At 30.0% G+C, this 18,463-nt stretch carries 13 protein-coding genes and 1 other annotated feature; all 13 genes read right to left on the bottom strand.

Going from position 1 to position 18,463, the window contains the following annotated elements:
* Positions 1-44 precede the first annotated feature (44 nt).
* On the bottom strand, positions 45-755 hold the full coding sequence (locus HMPREF2852_RS05670; RefSeq protein ID WP_070606579.1) for a pseudouridine synthase: 711 nt from the start codon (positions 753-755) through the stop codon (positions 45-47).
* Positions 736-1,071, bottom strand: coding sequence for a PadR family transcriptional regulator (locus HMPREF2852_RS05675; RefSeq protein ID WP_004838007.1), 336 nt, complete (start codon positions 1,069-1,071; stop codon positions 736-738). Before HMPREF2852_RS05675 ends, HMPREF2852_RS05670 begins: the two co-directional genes overlap by 20 nt.
* 40 nt (positions 1,072-1,111) lie before the next feature.
* Entirely contained in the window at positions 1,112-3,700 is a 2,589-nt protein-coding gene (locus HMPREF2852_RS05680; RefSeq protein ID WP_070606580.1) for an ATP-dependent DNA helicase, read from the bottom strand.
* The gene (locus tag HMPREF2852_RS05685; protein WP_070606581.1) at positions 3,697-4,215 is read right to left on the bottom strand and encodes a GNAT family N-acetyltransferase; all 519 of its coding nucleotides are present in this window, start codon (positions 4,213-4,215) and stop codon (positions 3,697-3,699) included. Before HMPREF2852_RS05685 ends, HMPREF2852_RS05680 begins: the two co-directional genes overlap by 4 nt.
* A 106-nt stretch (positions 4,216-4,321) precedes the next feature.
* Positions 4,322-5,167 carry a MetQ/NlpA family ABC transporter substrate-binding protein gene (locus HMPREF2852_RS05690; RefSeq protein ID WP_070606582.1) on the bottom strand — a complete coding sequence of 282 codons (846 nt, stop codon included), beginning with the start codon at positions 5,165-5,167 and terminating at the stop codon, positions 4,322-4,324.
* A gap of 20 nt (positions 5,168-5,187) precedes the next feature.
* The gene (locus HMPREF2852_RS05695) at positions 5,188-6,060 is read right to left on the bottom strand and encodes a MetQ/NlpA family ABC transporter substrate-binding protein (protein WP_070606584.1); all 873 of its coding nucleotides are present in this window, start codon (positions 6,058-6,060) and stop codon (positions 5,188-5,190) included.
* A 20-nt stretch (positions 6,061-6,080) separates the two neighbouring features.
* Complete coding sequence (locus tag HMPREF2852_RS05700) at positions 6,081-6,746, bottom strand: methionine ABC transporter permease (RefSeq protein ID WP_070606586.1); 666 nt, start codon at positions 6,744-6,746, stop codon at positions 6,081-6,083.
* Positions 6,733-7,761, bottom strand: a complete 1,029-nt coding sequence (locus HMPREF2852_RS05705; RefSeq protein WP_070606588.1) for a methionine ABC transporter ATP-binding protein — start codon at positions 7,759-7,761, stop codon at positions 6,733-6,735. Before HMPREF2852_RS05705 ends, HMPREF2852_RS05700 begins: the two co-directional genes overlap by 14 nt.
* Complete coding sequence (locus tag HMPREF2852_RS05710; RefSeq protein WP_070606638.1) at positions 7,754-8,971, bottom strand: amidohydrolase; 1,218 nt, start codon at positions 8,969-8,971, stop codon at positions 7,754-7,756. Before HMPREF2852_RS05710 ends, HMPREF2852_RS05705 begins: the two co-directional genes overlap by 8 nt.
* A 62-nt stretch (positions 8,972-9,033) precedes the next feature.
* Positions 9,034-9,257, bottom strand: a binding site (T-box leader).
* A gap of 269 nt (positions 9,258-9,526) precedes the next feature.
* On the bottom strand, positions 9,527-11,347 hold the full coding sequence (gene glmS / locus HMPREF2852_RS05715; protein ID WP_070606590.1) for a glutamine--fructose-6-phosphate transaminase (isomerizing): 1,821 nt from the start codon (positions 11,345-11,347) through the stop codon (positions 9,527-9,529).
* An 865-nt stretch (positions 11,348-12,212) separates the two neighbouring features.
* Positions 12,213-15,746 (bottom strand): pyruvate:ferredoxin (flavodoxin) oxidoreductase, encoded by a 3,534-nt coding sequence (gene nifJ, locus HMPREF2852_RS05720; protein WP_070606592.1) that lies wholly within the window; start codon positions 15,744-15,746, stop codon positions 12,213-12,215.
* A gap of 87 nt (positions 15,747-15,833) precedes the next feature.
* Positions 15,834-17,057, bottom strand: coding sequence for a dicarboxylate/amino acid:cation symporter (locus HMPREF2852_RS05725; RefSeq protein ID WP_004837997.1), 1,224 nt, complete (start codon positions 17,055-17,057; stop codon positions 15,834-15,836).
* 472 nt (positions 17,058-17,529) lie between these two features.
* On the bottom strand, positions 17,530-18,463 hold a 934-nt coding region (locus tag HMPREF2852_RS05730; protein WP_186821928.1), incomplete at its 5' end, for an SHIRT domain-containing protein.

Consider the following 18,463-nt stretch of genomic DNA (forward strand, 5'->3'; position numbering starts at 1 on the left):
TTTCATCTACTTTGTCTACAGTCTGAGATGGAAATAATCCATCTTTATTGTTCTTTTGTAAATAATTCTTTTTCTTCTTGTGTAAGTTCTCTGTAATCTCCTGGATTTAAGGCCTTATCTAATTGCAATTTTCCTATTGCAAGTCTTTTTAGTTTTACTACTTCGTTATCGTTATTTGAAAATAATCTTTTTACTAAATGAAATTTTCCTTCTGTTACGTAAACGTAGGCTTTTTTATCTTCAATTATTTCTAATTTTGCACTTCTTGCGTAATAATCATCTTCTTTTATATACACGCCTTCTTTAAAAATTTCTACTAGGGCAGGTTCGATTTTTTTTGATGTTTCTACTTCGTATTTTTTCCAAATATTTGAATTTGGACTTATTACTCTGTGGATAAATTTTCCATCGGTTGACATTAACAAAAGTCCTGTTGTATCTTTATCAAGACGACCTGCTATTGCTAAATCTAAATTTAAATAAAATTCATCAAGATCACTCATTATAGTTCCATCAAGTTCGTTTGATTGGCAAATTAAGCCTTCTCTTTTGTTCATCATTATATAAATATTTTCAAAATAATCGACAAGCTCTCCCATATAAATTACTTCGTCAATATTTGGATCAACTTTTACTGATGAATCTTTTATAATTTCTCCGTTTATTACAAGTCCGCCTTTTTTTGCATTTTTCTTTATATTTTTTCTAGTATCAAGATTGGCATTTCCAATCATTTTATCTACTCTCATTATCATTTTTAACTCCTAAAATATTTCTTACATTTTCTTCTAATTCTAGGAAATCTTCTATAAATCCTAATAAATATTCTTCGCCTTTTGCTGTTATATAATAATATTTTCTTTTTGGCCCAACTTTTGATTTTTCTTTTGAAGAAAATATAAGACCTTTTTTCGATAATCTTTGCAAAATAGGATAGACTGTAGATTCGGTCATATTATAAAAACCGTTAAGTCTTAGGGTTTCTACAATTTCATATCCATAAGTTTCTTTGTCTTTGATTATTTTTAGAATTACCCCTTCGATAACTCCTTTTAACATTTGAGATTTCATTTTATCACCTTAAAAAATTGTATTGCTTAGTAGGACTTAATCAAGTTCTTTTGCAAAAATATGCCATAGGGCAAAATTTGCATTGTCTTTTATCTTGTGTTTTTATTTCAATATTTTTTTCTACTATATTTTTTCCTATTTCGTCTATATTTTTCATATCAAAATCCGATTTTTCTACTTCTATAAGTTTGTCTTCTTCAATAAAATATAAGATCATCTTGTTTACTTTTTTATTATTATAAACTAACAAATTGTAGTAAGTAAGTAGCTGGTTTTTGTAGGAAATTAAATTATTTTCATCTGCTTTTCCAGTTTTTATATCGATAATTGTTCCATCTTCTAGGATTATATCAATATTTCCTTGCAAAATATAGGAAAATCTATCAAGTTTGATGTTCATTTCCGAATATTTTATCGGAAAATTTCTATTTACAAAATTTTCAATTGGTTTTTGAAATTCTTTGTTTTCCTTTATAAAGTCATTTATTGCATGGTAAGAAAGATTTTCTTTTTTTAAATTTGTAAGATATTCAGCAAGGCTGTGAACTTTTGAACCAAATTCCAAAGATTTTGATTTTTCTTTTTTAAAATCCAAAACTCTTATAAATTTATATTTTAATGGACATGATTTGTAAATTGAAATATCCGTTGTATATGCCAAAATTTCTTTTTTTACAACATCTTCTTTGAATTTAAAATCTATGGTTTTTAATATTGAAGATGAATTTAATGAAAAGGCAAAATTTTTAAGGTAGGGATTTTGGGAATTATCCAATAAAACCAAAAGATTTTTTGCTCTGGTAAAGGCTGTATAATACTTCCTATAATAATTTTTTAAAAAATCACTTTCTTTTTTCGCCTCAAGTTTTGGACTAAATGCACTAATATCTTTTCTTGGATTATCATTTAAACTTGATACAAAAACCACATCATACTCAAGTCCTTTCGCTTGATGAATTGTAGAAAATATTACAGAATTTTTTGGAGCATCAAAATTTTCAAATTCGCTTACGGCTGAATTTTTGAAAAGATAAAAAATATATCCATAAATTAAATCTACTGATTTTTTGTAATAATTTATATCATAGCCACAAAGATTTGTAAAATCTGATAAAATTGATGTGAATTTTCCTATATTTGAAAGCTCTCTTATTGAATTTAATTTGTCGATTTTTTTATCCAAAATCTCCCTAAAAATTTCAAGTCCAAAAGCTTTGTATAAAATGTCTGTGTAGGATTTATTTTCTTCAATGATTAATTTTTCTTCCTTTATATAAGCATTTAATTCTTCGTTTTTTGTAAATTCTTTATCATCGAAAATGCTAACAAGATATTTTTTGAAATTTGTTTCTTGAGTCCACTTGTACTTATCTGGGTTTGAACCAGTAAGTTTTTTTGGTTTTTTTGAAAAAATTGAAATAAGAACATAAAGGCAAAGTCTAATTTCTCTTCTTTTGAAAAACAATTTTGAAGATTTATTTAAAACATTTATTCCGTGATTTTCAAAATAAGTTTGCAAAGATTTTGGATAATCACTATTTAAAGACGGAAACAAAAATGCTATTTGGTTCAAATTTATTTTTTTGTTCAAAAATTTTACTATATTTTCAATATTTTCATATTCATTTGCCCTAGCCCTTACAACAGAATTTTCATTTTTTTCGCCATCATTAGCTCTAAGATTTTTTATTTTTTCAAGGTCAAAAGCTTTAGAATTTACAAGAAACTCTCTAGATTTGTCAATTATTTCCTGATTAGACCTGTAATTAATATCAAGATGATAAAAATTCGCCTTTCTTTTCATCTTCATTTTGCAAGTTTTATCAAAATCTCTCAAATTTTTAGGACTTGCTCCCCTAAATGAATAAAGAGCCTGATCATCATCTCCAAAAACCATAAGGTTTTTGCCCTTACAAAGGCCAAAAGAAATTTCTTCTTGAATAGTATTTGTGTCTTGGTACTCATCAATTATTACAAAATCAATTCTATCCCTAATTTTTTTTCCATAAAAAGGATCTTTTAAAAGATCATAAAATTTTTTTAAAATCAATTGATAATTTATAAGGTCATTTTCATCAAGAAAATTTGCCCATTTCAAATAAATTTCCAAAGCCAAAATGTCACTAGGATTATTAGAATTGCGAAGCCCATCTAAATCAACCAAATTATTGGTAATATTCGCAAAAATTCCCTGAATTTGTCCGACCTCATTATAAGAAATAAATTTTGAAAAATTTGAAATATTTTCAAAAATATCCATATTTCTTTCAATCAAATATCCTTCAATATGAGAGTCGATAACCAAAGGATCAAAAATTTTATTCGTAAAGGATTTATATTCTTTCAAAAAAGAAAGAGCAAGGGAATGGAAATTTCCAATCAACATATTTGAAGTATCAGCATAAATATTCTCTTTTTTAAGACCTGACTCCACCCTTTCAATAAGCTCATTCGCTGCTTTTTTTGTAAAAGTTGTTACAAGGATTTTGTTAGGACTAATCCCGTCATTTTTTATTAAAGAAATAATTTTTTGAACAATTGTGAAAGTTTTTCCCGTACCAGGCCCTGCCAAAATTGCACAAGGATATTTTGCATCTTCCACAATCAATTTTTGTTTTTCATTTATCATAAAATCAACTCATACACAATTCTTTTAGACCTTTTAATTTTGTCATCAACAGTACAAATTCCAATTTTTTCAAAAGAAAATTTTTTAATTAAACTTTGCATTTTATAATTATCAGGATGAGTGTCAATCCTAATCGACTCCATTTTTGAATTTTTTCCATAAGAAATAATTTCTTCAAAAAATCTATTAGCAAGGCCCTTGCCTTTTGCACTTTCCTTAACACTCAATCTGTGAATAGTAAAAAACGGCCCATGATTTTTAAAATCATTTTCAATGTTTTTGTAATCTTCTTCGTAAGATTTTTTTAAAAAAGCAAAAGATAAAATTTCTCCATTTTCTTCATAAACAAAACTTTCTCCCGTCAAAATATTTTGTAAAATCCCCTTTCTATCTGGAAGTCCGTTTTGCCATTGATTAACTCCATCTTTTTTCAAGGCTTTTTTCCCATCATTTATTATTACCATTATTTCATCTAAATCTTTAATTTCTGCTATTCTCATACAATCATTATACATTAAAAATTTTTTTATTAAATTTTCAAAATTTCTTTTGGTTTTGAAAATAAAAAAGCTATGAGAAAACTCATAGCCTATATATATTTAAGGGGGTCTTATTTAATTTTTACCAAGCAGGAATCCATGCTCCTCCTGTTAATTTTTCGTAGTCTTTTTTGGTAGCATCTGTTTGGTAATAATTTTTCACAAAATCATTTAAAACTTTGTCATCTTTTCTTTCTTTTTTGGCTGCAAATACATTTACGTATGGATTAGTGTCATCTGCTTTTGATTCTTCAAATTTTAAAGCTGGATATTCGGTTGCAATTTTTGAATCTAGAGCGAATGTATCATTTACTATTGCAAGGGCAGCTGAATCAATATTTCTTGCTGTTTGAGCTGCGTCAACTTCTGTAATTTTTAGATTTTTTGGATTTTCTTTAATATCTTCAACTGTTACTGGATCGCCTTTTTCGCCTTTTACTTTTATAAGTCCTGCATCTTGTAACAAGAATAGGGCCCTTGCTCCGTTTGATGCATCGTTTGGAATTACTATTTCATCATTTTCTTTTACTTCATCTAGTGATTTATATTTTTTTGAATAAATTCCAAGTGGCGCAAGCATTGTGTTTCCTATTGAAACAAGGTCTGTCTTGTGGTCTTTGTTAAATTCTTCTAGAAATTTTTTGTGTTGGTAAGCATTCAAATCAATATTTCCAGATTCCAAAGCCTCATTTGGTTGATTATAATCTGAAAAAACTACAAGCTCTACATCATTTCCAGTTTTTTCTTCGTATCTTTTTATAACCTCATTTAATACGTCGTTATATTCTCCAACAACACCGATTTTTATGCTTTGTTTTTCTTTTGCGTTTTCGTTTGAATTTGATGTATTTTTTTCTTCCTTGTTTCCACATGAGCTAAGTCCTAAGAGTAGGACAAGTCCTAAAGCAATTTTTCCTAATTTTTTCATTTTTTTCTCCTTTTATTTTTTTATTTCCAAGCTGGAATTTCTGATCCCTTTGTTTCTTTTTCTATTAATTTTTTAGTTTGATCTGTTTGATAATAATTTTTTACAAAATTTTCTAATGTTTTTGAATCTTTGTCTTCTTTTCTTGCTGCAATTATATTTACATAGATTGCTTTTGCTGGATCGTCTTTATCTTCTAAATAAATTGAATCTTGTGTTGGAATAAATCCAGCGTCTACTGCCATACCAGAATTTATAACTGATGCAGCAACTTCTGTAAGATTTCTTGCTGTTTGGCTTGCATCAAGCTCAATTATTTCCAAATTTTTTGGATTTTTCTTGATATTATCAAGAGTAATTGCATCTCCTTCTTTTCCTTCAACTTCTATTAATCCTGCTGATTGTAAAAGGAAAAGTGCTCTTGCTCCATTTGTTGGATCATTTGGAATTGCAATTTTATCTCCGTCTTTTATTTCTTTTACATCTTTAATTTTGTCAGAATATATTCCCATTGGAGCAAGCAAGGTATCTCCAACTGAAACTATATCTGTTTTGTGTGATTTATTATAATCTTCCAAGAATTTTTTGTGTTGGAAAGAATTTATATCAATATCTCCAGAATTTAACGCTTCATTTGGTTGGTTATAATCTGAAAATGTTACAATTTTTATTTTCTTTCCTGTATCTTTTTCAAATCTTTTTGCCACGTCTTCTAAAACTTCATTTTTTTCGCCACAAACTCCAATTTTAATTTCTTTTGCATCGGCAAATCTGTCTTCACTTTTTGCTTGATTTGATGGGGAAGAATTTGAATTTGTATCTTCCTTTTTATTTCCACATCCTGTTAAAGTTAGTACAAGTGACAAGCCTAGGGCAATTTTCTTTAAATTTTTCATCATTTTCCTCCTAATATTTTTTAATGTGATGTCTTTTTTATAATTAAATTGGCGATGCCTTGGATGGCATAGACAATTATCAAAATAACTATTACCGATATAATAACTACGTCGTTTTTGTATCTGTTGTATCCGACTGCTATAGCAAGATTTCCTATTCCTCCTGCTCCGATTGTTCCAGCCATTGCTGTAAGTCCCAAAAGCGAAATCAAAGTTATTGATGAAGCTCTTACAAGTGATGGAAGTCCTTCTCTTAAATAAACTGCTGTTATAATTTCAAATGGTGAATTTCCCATAGCTTCCGCCGCCTCTATTACTCCTGGATCAACTTCTGCCAAAGCTTGCTCAACTTGCTTTGCAAAAAATGGCACGCAAGAAAAAACTAAAGGAACTATTGCAGCCGTTGGTCCAATTCTTGTTCCTACAATTAAATTTGTTATAGGACTAATTACTGCAAGTAAAATTATGAAAGGAACTGCACGAAAAAGATTTGTTATCTTATCCAAAATGCTATAAATTTTTTTGTTTTCTAAAATTCCTCCATCATTTGTTACTACAAGTATTACTCCTATTATTAATCCAAAAATTCCTGAAAATATAGCTGATAAAAATAGCATATAAAAAGTAAGTCCAATATCTTCAAAAATTCTATCTTTTATTGAAAGTGCATAATCAAAGTATCCCATTACTATCTCCTAAAAGTTGTACATTTGTTCCGCAGGCTATCAAATATTCAATCGCCTTGTCGATATTTTCTCTTTCTGCCTTAAAAGTTACTATAAGATTTCCGACCGGAACATTTGTAATAAATTCTATGTTTCCTGCCAAAACATTGGTTTTGACCTTAAATTTTTCATAAATTTCATTTATAACTGGCTGAGTTGTAGCTTCTCCAACATAAGAAAGTTTTACCAAAAATTCATCTTTTTTCAAAACTCCCAGATTGTTTTTTACCTCTTCTAGTGTTTGATTTACATTTGTTGAAGTTTCTACAAAATCTTTTGTGAGTTTGTGTCTTGGATTTGAAAAAATTTCAAGAGTTGTGCCTTTTTCAATCACTTTTCCATCTTGCATTACAGCAACCTTATTGCAAAGATCTTTTACAACTTCCATTTGATGAGTGATTATTACAATTGTTATTCCAATTTTTTCTTTGATTTCTCCCAAAAGTTTTAAAATTTGCTTAGTTGTTTTTGGATCAAGGGCACTTGTCGCCTCATCGCAAAGTAAAATTTCTGGATCAGATGCAAGGGCTCTTGCTATGGCACACCTTTGTTTTTGACCACCAGATAGTTCTCTTGGAAAAGATTTTGCCTTATCTCCAATCCCAACCAAATCTAAAAGTTTTTTTGCTTTTTGAATTTTTTCCTCTTTTGAAATTTTTTCCTTTCTTATTGGAAAAATTACATTATCAATTACTGAAAGGTTGTTCAAAAGATTAAAGTGTTGGAAAATCATACCAATTTTTTTACGTCTTTTTCTCAAATCTTTTTGTGATAAATCCAAAATATTTTCTCCTTTTATTAAAACCTCTCCCTCAGATGGTTTTTGCAAAAGATTTATGCACCTTACAAGAGTTGATTTTCCAGCTCCAGAAAATCCAACTATGCCAAAAGCATCTGCCTTTTCAATTTTAAGACTAACCTCATCAACTGCTTTAAAACCATCAAAGTCTACACTTATATTTTTTAGTTCAATCATTATCTTTCTCTTTTCTATCAAAATTTATCAAAAAATTTAAAGCACAAGCTAGTCCATAATAAAGACCGTCGTTGTCTACATCAAATTTTTCAGTGTGAGCACCTGCTCCACATCCTTTTTCTTCATTTTTTACACCGATTTTTACAAAAACACTTGGAGCAATTTTTCCATATCCATAAAATGATTCAGATCCAAAAGAAATTTCTTCATCAACTCTTGAATTCGGAAAAATTTCATCCAAAGAAAATCTTGTAAAATCAGCAAGTTTTTCATCATTTATAACTGGATAGGCAACTACTCTTGTATAATCATTAAATTTAACCTTGCAATCATAAATACTTGCAGTTTTTTCTGCTACATTTTTTAATTTTTCCAAGGCTTTTTCTCCGACTTCATCTTCAAAAAATCTCAAAGTCGCCTTTAAATTTGCCTTATCAGGAATTACATTTGAAGCAAAACCTGCATTTATTGATCCAATTCCCAAAGTTACGATTTCATTTGGATCAAGTCCACTCGCCCAAGTTTGGTTTAGGTTATTTATAATTGCAACAAGGGCATTTATTGGAGAAATTAATAAATCAGGTCTTGAGCCGTGACCGCCTTTGCCGATTACATCAAAATCAACCCCTGCACAGCCTGCATAAACTTTTCCTTTGGAAATGGCAAATTTTCCTGTAGGAATTTCTGTATCAATATGATTTCCATAAATTGCATCAAATTTTATATTTTTTAAAGATTCGATCATAGGATGGATTCCAGCTCCTGTTTCCTCGCCTTCCTCAAAAATAAAATAAATTTTTCCATTTAAGCTATTTTTTATTTTTGAAAGAATTTTTGCACTTGTAAGGGCAAGAGCCATGTGAAAATCGTGGCCACAAGCGTGCATCACGCCAGGATTTTTTGATATAACTTCTTTTTTTCCCTTTAAATTTTCTTCATTTTCAAAAATTGGAAGAGCATCTATATCAGTTCTAAGTCCCAAAATTTTTCCATTTCTTTTTGTATCAAGAATTGCCACAAAGCCTGTAGAATTTTCTACTTCTTCAACTTCCAAACCAATTTTTTTGCACTCATTTATTAAAAATTTGCGAGTTTCAAATTCCTTGCTTGAAAGCTCTGGATTTTCGTGTAAATAATTTTTGATTTTTTTAGAAAAATCCAAATTTTCCTTTACCAAATTTTTAATCTCTTTTGCACTTATATTTGTCATTTCCAAAACCTTTCCTTTCTAAATTTATGCAAAATAAAAAGTCCTTACTGTAGATAAACTACAATAAGGACGAAAATTTTCCGCGTTACCACCTTTTTTGCACTAAAAAATGCCTCTTCAGATACTATCATATCCTAACTCTGTAACGGGAGTTCCCGTATAAGTCTAAATATCGACTTATCCCATCTGAGACCATCTTCATCACACTTTTTATTCACCCCTCTCAGCAAAACAGGGCTCTCTGTACAATAATCCATACGACTACTCTTCTCTTTATCTGGTTTTTAAAATCTATTTGATAAGTCAATAATACTATCATTGAAAAATCCTGTCAAGTCTTTTTTTAATTTTTATAAATTTATTTAGTATATTATAAATAAAAACTCCTTGATTTCAAACTTTTGCTTATGTAAATTAAAAATAATTTATTTGGAATTTTTTAAGAGAATACAAATTAAAATTAATTTTAGATAAAAAAAGAAGCCCTAAGGCTTCTCAATGGTTTTGGTAAAATAAATTCATTTATAATATACTGTATTTAATTATTTGTGCAAGTTATTCCACCGTTACTGATTTAGCTAAATTTCTAGGCTTATCAACATCAAGTCCTTTGGCACAGGAAACATAATATGCCAAAATTTGTTGAGGGATAACTGACAAAACTGGATAAAGAGGGTCAATTGTCTTTGGCAATTCAAAAGTAAAATTAGAAATTTCTTTTAGATGATCATCTTTTCTTGAAATTGAAAAAATATTTGCTCCTCTTGAAATGATTTCTTTTACATTTGATATGGTTTTTTCCATTATATTTTCTTGACTTGCAACAACTACAACCGGTGTTCCTTCTTCAATCAAAGCTATTGTTCCATGTTTTAATTCCCCTGCAGCCAAAGCCTCAGAGTGAATGTAGGAAACTTCTTTTAACTTCAAAGAACCTTCAATTACAGATTTGTAATCAAGACCACGTCCTATATAAAACATAGAATCAAAATCTTTTATCTCTTTTGCATAAGCTTTTATTTTTCCACTGTCATCCAAAATTTCTTTTATTTTTTCAGGAATTTTTTTCATTTCTGAAATTATTTCCTTGTATTTTTCTTCATCAATTGTTCCAAGCTTTAAAGAAAAATCTAGAGCAAGCATATAAAGAGAAATTATTTGTGTAGTGTAAGCCTTGGTTGATGCTACTGCAATTTCTGGCCCTGCATAACAATAAATGGTTTTGTCAGCTTCCCTATCAAGAGATGATGCAACTACATTTGTCAAAACCAAAGTTTTTGCTCCCTTAATCTTACCAAGTCTTAAAGCTGCAAGAGTATCGGCAGTTTCTCCAGATTGGCTTACCAAAATCATCAAAGTATTTTCGTCAATAAATGGGTCATTGTACCTAAATTCACTTGCAATATCACAAATTACAGGAATTTTTGCAAATTTTTCCAAAGCATAGGCCCCAACAAGACCTGCATGATAAGCTGTTCCACAAGCAACTATATAAATTTTATTGAAATTTTCAATTTCTTTTTTGCTAAAGGCATTTTCTTTAAAATCAATCATTTCATCAGTCATTTTGAATCTGATTGTATCAGAAATCGCCTTTGGTTGGTCAAAAATTTCTTTAATCATAAAATGATCAAAGCCTTCCTTAGTTGAATCTTCAAAAGAAAAATCAACTTTTGAAATTTTTCTTTGGATTTTTTGGAAATTTCTATCATAAATTATAAAAGATTCGCCCTTAATATCAACCAAATCTCCATTTTCAAGATAAATTACATCTTTTGTATATTTTATAATTGAAGGAATGTCGCTTGCTGCAAGAATGCCGTCATCTGTTATTCCTAAAACAAGAGGACTTTCTTCCCTTAAAACTATAAGTCTATCGCTTTCGTCTTGGCACAAAATTCCAAGAGCAAAAGATCCCCTCAAGTCATTTTTTGCTTTTTTTACAGCATCTAAAATATCATCTTCATAATATTTTTCAATCAAAACAGCCACAACTTCTGTGTCAGTATCAGACTTAAAGTTATAGCCTTCTTTTTTGAGATTTTCTTTTAGCTCATTATAATTTTCAATGATTCCATTATGAACTACAGAAATTTTACCATTATTTGAAAGATGTGGATGAGAATTTATATCTGAAGGTCCTCCGTGAGTTGCCCATCTAATATGGCCAATTCCGATATTTCCATCGATAGGATTTTTTGAAAGCTCGTCTTTTAAAACTTTAACCTTGCCGCTTTTTTTGACAGTTTTAATTAAACCACCATCAATAAGGGAGATTCCCGCCGAATCATATCCCCTATATTCAAGCCTTTCAAGACCATCCATAATAACTTCTCTGGCATTTAGCCTTCCCTTATAACATACTATTCCGCACATAGTATCCTCCTAATATTAAATTTTAGAGGTATCACTTTATTTTCTTTGTCATAAGAATTGCTTCTTATTTTTGTAAAATACTGAGCCTGTGAAAGCTATGGAGCACCCGCCGAATTTTCGATAACTCCATTCCTCGTCATCCCAAAAGGATCTGGCGCTTGTTATATTTTTACCTCGTTTTTTAATTATACACTAAAATTATGAGTTAAAAAAGTGCCACAAAACTAATTATTTTTATAAAATTTTTAAATAAAACTTTAAAAAATAAAAAATAAGAGAATCAGACTGTTGACAAAGTATACAAATCCTCATGCTAAGAATATCATACGGAAAAAATTGATTTGATTTCAAATTTAAAAATTCGTCAAAAAACGCACTCTAAAATTTAAAGCCATGCTATTTTATTAAATAAATTTACTTCAATTAAATTTTAATTCTTCGTTTTATTCCGAGGGATAAATATTAAAATCGTGCCACTGGCACAATTTTAAGCTATTTATCTGTCATCGCGTTAGCGAGTTTGCGTTTTTAGAATTTTGGAATTTAGAAATCAACAATTTTTGGAGTCAGATATTCGTGCTTGAGGGTTTGTCTACGCTCTGAGAATTTAAATTTTTGGCAGTCTAAAAATATCCATACGCTAAAAATGTTATTTAATAAAATCAAAAATAATACAATTTCTTAAATTTTTAAAATTTCAAAAATTAAACATCAAAAAATTAAGTATAAAATAATTTTAAAAATTAAATAGCAAGTGATTTGAAAATTTAAATAGAAAATAATATCAAAAAAATAAACCAGACTTTTGAAAGTCTGGTTTATTAAAACACTTAGTGATTCATATACTATTTTTAGGATTTAATTTTTATTTATTTTCCATTTTTTTGTAAGATTCTAATCTTTCCTTTGCAGCTTCTTCAGCTTCTGCATATAATCTATCTGCATCTTCTGGGAAGGCTTTTTTAAGGGAAGCGTATCTTACTTCGCCTTGTAGGAATTCTTGGAATGATTCTGTAGGATCTTTTGAATCTAAGCTAAATGGATTCTTTCCTTCTTCTTTAAGAAGTGGGTTAAATCTCCATAAGTGCCAATATCCACTTGCTACAGCTTCTTTTTCTCTTCTTTGAGTCTTGCCCATTCCTGCTTTTAGTCCGTGGTTAATACATGGAGCATAAGCAATTATTAGTGATGGACCATGATAGGATTCTGCTTCTTTTATTGCTTTTAATGTTTGAGCTTGGTTTGCTCCCATTGCAACTTGTGCAACATAAACATAACCATAAGTTGTCATCATTAAACCAAGGTCTTTCTTTCTAACTTTTTTACCACTTGCTGCAAATTTTGCTACTGCTGCAAGAGGAGTTGCTTTTGAACTTTGTCCACCTGTATTTGAATAAACTTCTGTATCAAATACGATTATATTGATGTCATCGCCACTTGCTAGAACATGGTCTACTCCAGAAAATCCTATATCATAAGCCCAACCATCTCCACCGTAAATCCAAACTGATTTTTTAACTAAATAATCTTTTAGTGATTTTATTCTTTCGATAATTTTATTAGCTTCTTCATTGTCAGTTTCGTTTGCGATTAATGATTCAATTTTTATAGCTGCTTTTTTGCTTTCTTCAAAGTCATCGTTATTTTCTAACCATTCGTTAAATGCATCGTTTAATGGTGTAGAAACTTTTAATTCTAAGAATTTTTTCATCAAAGTTTCTAGTAAGAATTTGTTTGATTTTGTTGCAAGCAACATTCCATATCCATATTCAGCTGCATCTTCGAATAGTGATGATGCCCAAGCTGGTCCTTCGCCATTATTATTTGTACAATATGGCATTGATGGAACTGATGAACCCCAAATTGATGAACATCCTGTTGCGTTTGAAATAATTTGATGATCACCATATAATTGAGTGATTAATTTAGCATAAGGAGTTTCTCCACAGCCTGCACATGCGCCTGAGAATTCAAGCAATGGTTGGCTAAATTGAGAATTTTTAACATTTGTTGGAGCTATTTCATCATTTCTATATCCAACTTCGCCATGAGCATATTCCCAATTATCTGCTTGTTTTTCGATTTGTTCATCTATTGGTTTCATAGCCAAAGCTTTCTTTGGAGCAGGACATACGTCAACACAGTTTCCACATCCCATACAATCATATGGTGAAACTTGGATTCTAAATTCATATCCTTCAAGTCCTTTGCCTATAGCTTTTTTAGTTTCAAATCCTTCTGGTGCTTTAGCTTTTTGTTCTTCGTCTAATAAGAATGGTCTAATTGTTGCGTGTGGGCAGATATATGAACATTGGTTACATTGGATACAATTATCTATATTCCATTCTGGAACAAATAATGCTATACCACGTTTTTCATATCTTGAAGTTCCTGCCATATATTGACCGTCATCGTATGGAAGATATGTTGAAACTGGAAGATCATCTTCTTCTAAGTTTATTATTGGTCTTACCATATTTTTGATAAAGTCTGGTTCATTTTCATTTGCACCTTCTCTATCTTCGCCAAGGTTTTTCCATTCTTCTTTAACTTTTATTTCTTGTAATTCTTCACTTGCACGGTCAACTGCTTTGTTGTTCATATCAACAATATCTTGACCTTTCATTCCATAAGATTTTTCAATAGAATCTTTTAGATATTTTATAGCATCTTCAATTGGTAAAACTTCTGAAAGAATGAAGAAAGCTGTTTGGATAACCATGTTTGTTCTATGACCAAGTCCAACTTCTTGAGCAATTTTTGATGCGTTTACTGTGTAGAATTTAATATTTTTATCTGCTATTTCTTTTAATAAATAATTTGGTATATGTTCTTCAAGTTCTTCTTCTGACCAAATTGTATTTAATAAGAAAATTCCACCTTCTTTAAGGTTTTTAACAAGGTCATATTGTCTTACATAAGCTTGAGGAGAACATGATACAAAGTCAGCTTCATCTATAAAGTAAGCTGCATGGATTGGGTTTGGAGAAAATCTCAAGTGAGACATTGTTAGACCATTAGATTTTTTAGCATCATAGTCAAAATATCCTTGAGCAAACATATCTGTATTATCGCCTATAATTTTTATAGCGTTTTTATTTGCTCCAACAGTACCATCTCCGCCATTTCCCCAGAATATACAACGTGTTGTTTGTCCATCAGAAATTACAAAGCTATTGTCAACTTCAAGAGATGTGTTAGTTACATCATCAATAATTCCAACTGTAAAGTGATTTTTTGGTTCATCTTTTGCTAGATTATCAAATACTGATTTGATATGAGCAGGTCTTGTATCTTTTTGTCCAAGTCCATATCTTCCTGCTATTATTTTTGGATTTCTATCTGAATCTGAGAAAGATTCTAATACATCTAAGTATAGAGGTTCTCCAGCAGACCCTTTTTCTTTTGTTCTATCTAAAACTGCAATTCTTTCAACTGTTTCTGGAATCGCTTCAAGTAAATGTTTTGTTGAGAATGGTCTATAAAGATGTACTTTTACAAGTCCAACTTTTCTTCCATCTTTATTTAATTCTTCTACTGTTTGTTGAATTGTATCAGTTCCAGAGCCCATAGCTATAATTATATCAGTTGCATCTTCTGCACCTTCATAATTAAATAATGAATAATTTGTTCCAATTTTTTCATTAATTTTGTTCATATAATCAAGAACTATTTCTGGAAGTCCGTTGTATGCTTTGTTTTGAGCTTCAGTTCTTTGGAAATATCCACTCTTTTCAAATACACCACGCATAGTTGGTCTGTGTGGATTTAATGAATCATTTTTAAAATCATCAATTGCTTTCCAATCAACCATATCTTCAAATTGGTCATAATCCCAAACGTCGATTTTTTGAATTTCATGGCTTGTTCTAAATCCATCAAAGAAATTAACAAATGGAACTCTAGCTTTTATAGCTGAAAGATGAGCTACTGGAGAAAGATCCATAATCTCTTGTACAGAACCTGATGCAAGCATAGCAAAACCTGTTGCTCTTGCTGCCATAACGTCTTGATGGTCGCCATACATATTGATTGAGCATGTTGATAATGAACGTGCTGCTACGTGAAAAACTGCAGGAAGTCTTTCGCCGGCAATTTTGTACATATCAGGAATCATTAATAGAAGTCCTTGACTTGCTGTGTATGTAGATGTAAGTGCTCCTGCTGCAAGTGATCCGTGAACTGCTCCTGCTGCTCCTGCTTCATGTTGCATTTCTGTAACTGAAACTGGATTTCCATATAAATTTAATCTTCCATTTGCTGCCCATTTGTCTATAAATTCTGGCATTGGTGAAGATGGAGTTATAGGATATATAGCTGAAACTTCACTAAAAGCGTAAGATACGTGAGCTGCTGCTGTGTTACCATCCATGGTAACTTTTCTTCTCTTTATCGTCATAAAAATTACTCCTTTTTAATAAATTTTCATAATTAATTGTCTTAAGATCATAAGCTCAAAAATAGAACTCAAAAGAGTTCTATTTTTTTATTGCTTAACTAGTTCATCAATGTATTCTGCATTAGCTTCTGGATCTAATTTGAATCCTGAAATTTTATTTACTATACAAGCTATTGCAGCATCGCCTGTGATATTACATGCTGTACCAAATGAATCTTGAGCAACATATAATGCAATAATTAATGCTGTCATAGGTTCTGTAAATCCTAGCATTGATTGAAGAATACCTAGTGCTGCCATTACTGCTCCTCCTGGAACTCCAGGTGCTGCTACCATTGTAACACCTAGCATAAGGATGAATGGGAACATGTGTTGGAATCCTACATCTGATCCATTAAGCATAAGAATTGATAATGAACAAGATGTTAATGTGATTGTTGAACCTGATAAGTGAATTGTTGCACAAAGTGGAATTACAAAGTCTGCTATACCTTTGTTTACACCTAATTTATAAGTTTGGTTAAGTGTAACTGGGATTGTTGCTGCAGATGATTGTGTTCCTATAGCTGTCATGTAAGCTGGAATCATAGTCTTGATTTTTGAGAATGGATTTCCACCTGACATTGAACTTGCAATTGTAAATTGTGCAGTAATTGTTAGATAGTGTAGTATCAATACCATGATAAATACTCTTGCGAATACTGATAATACTACTGCTACAGTTCCTTCATAAGCCATGTTAGCAAAAATACCACAAATGTGGAATGGCAATAATGGAATTACAACATTTGATATTAATTTTGTAATAATATCAGAGAATTCATGAACTGCTTTTTTAAGAACTTCAGCTTTAGCTGCTGCTATACCAACACCTAGTATAAATGAAATGATAAGTGCTGTTGTAACAGAAAATACTGGATCCATTGGTGATTCAAATATTTTTTCTAGAGCTTTTCCTGAGTTTTTCTCTGGATCAAATGAGATTGCTCCCTTTTTAATAAAGTTAGGAAGAACAACGCTGCCTACAAAATATGTAATAGTTCCAAAGATAATTGTTGACAAATATGCAATACCTGCTGTGATTGCTAGTGTCTTTCCTGCTGAATCTCCAAGATCTGCTATACCTGGAATTACAAATCCCATAATAATTAGTGGAATAACAAATCCTAAGAAGTTGCCAAATAGACCATTAAAAGTAATTAGTATTCTAACTAAGATTTTTAAAACGTCAACTTTTTGACCTGCAAGCCCAATTAAAATACCTAGAATGATTGCAATAATTAGTCTTGGCAATAAACCTAGTTTCTTCATTTCTATTTTTCCTCCTTGAAATGAATAATATTGATCTTAAGATCAACTAAATAATATCAGTTTTACGTTTTCATGTCAACTTTATTTATGATTTTAAAAATATATTTTTATTCTTTGAGATTTTTTTCAAAATTTATTTTAAATCTTGTAAGTTCAAAGATTATAAAATTTATATTTATTTAAAATAAAGGACATTTTTTAAATTTTATAAAATTTTTACAGTTATTTGATTTATGATATAGTTTTCCCTCTGCACCTAGATAAAATAAAATGATTTGCATCTAAAATTTGTAATCTACAAAAAAATATACTAAAATATACATCAATTATTCCATCAAACTTTCCAAATATTTTAATTTTATATTGATTTCATAAATATTATGCACAAAAAAGACGAGGATTTTTAATTTCCTCGCCTTTTTATAGCTAGATACTTTTATATCTCTTAGCTTATTCCTTATTAATAAATATTTTAATATTTATTTTTTTTATTTTTGTATAGAGCAAATGCCGATCCAATTAAGACAAATATAAGATTAGAAGAACCTTCTATTCCAGTCTTAACATTTGATTTGCTTCTAGAATTTGTTCCAGTTGAAACTTTTATTTTGCCTATTTTGTTTGGAACAAATTTCCATTTTCCTGTGAAATTTACATCCTTATTATTGACTATGCTACTGTCTTTATCATATCCTTCAAATACCCAAGTACCATCTTTTACTTTAACTTCTAATTTAGAAGGTTTTGTAGGAGAAACTTTTCTACCATTTTCTATTCCATCTTGATTTTTTGGAAGAAGGTCTAAAATTTCTTTTGGTAGAGATTTACCTGGTGTAGATGATTCAAATTTGTGAGTTACTTTATATTTATTTTCTGCAGATGAAGATTTTTTCTTATAGATATGAATAGTATTGCCATTTTTGTCTGTTTCAGTTTTTACAAACTCATAGCCTTTTATATCTTTCTTAGGTTTTTTACCATCTTCACTTTCTGCGATAGGATTACCTTTTTCATCTACAAATTTAGTAACTACTTTTGAAGTATTTTCTTTCTTCTTGTAGATATGAATAGTATTGCCGTCTTTATCTGTTTCAGTTTTTACAAACTCATAGCCTTTTATATCTTTCTTAGGTTTTTTACCATCTTCACTTTTTGCGATAGGATTACCTTTTTCGTCTACAAACTTAGTAACTACTTTTGTTGGATCAGGTTTCTTTCTATAAACATAGATTATATTTCCCTTCTCATCTGATTTTGTAGTTATTATTTCATATCCTTCGATATTTTTGCTTGGATGTTTTCCTTTTTGAGTGTCAGCAATTTCATTTCCATTTTCATCAACATACTTAGTTACAACATCTGGTGTAATAACTTTCTTCTTGTAAACATGAATTGTATTACCATTA

Source organism: Anaerococcus sp. HMSC065G05 (assembly GCF_001812365.1).
GTDB classification, from domain to species: Bacteria; Bacillota; Clostridia; order Tissierellales; family Peptoniphilaceae; genus Anaerococcus; species Anaerococcus vaginalis.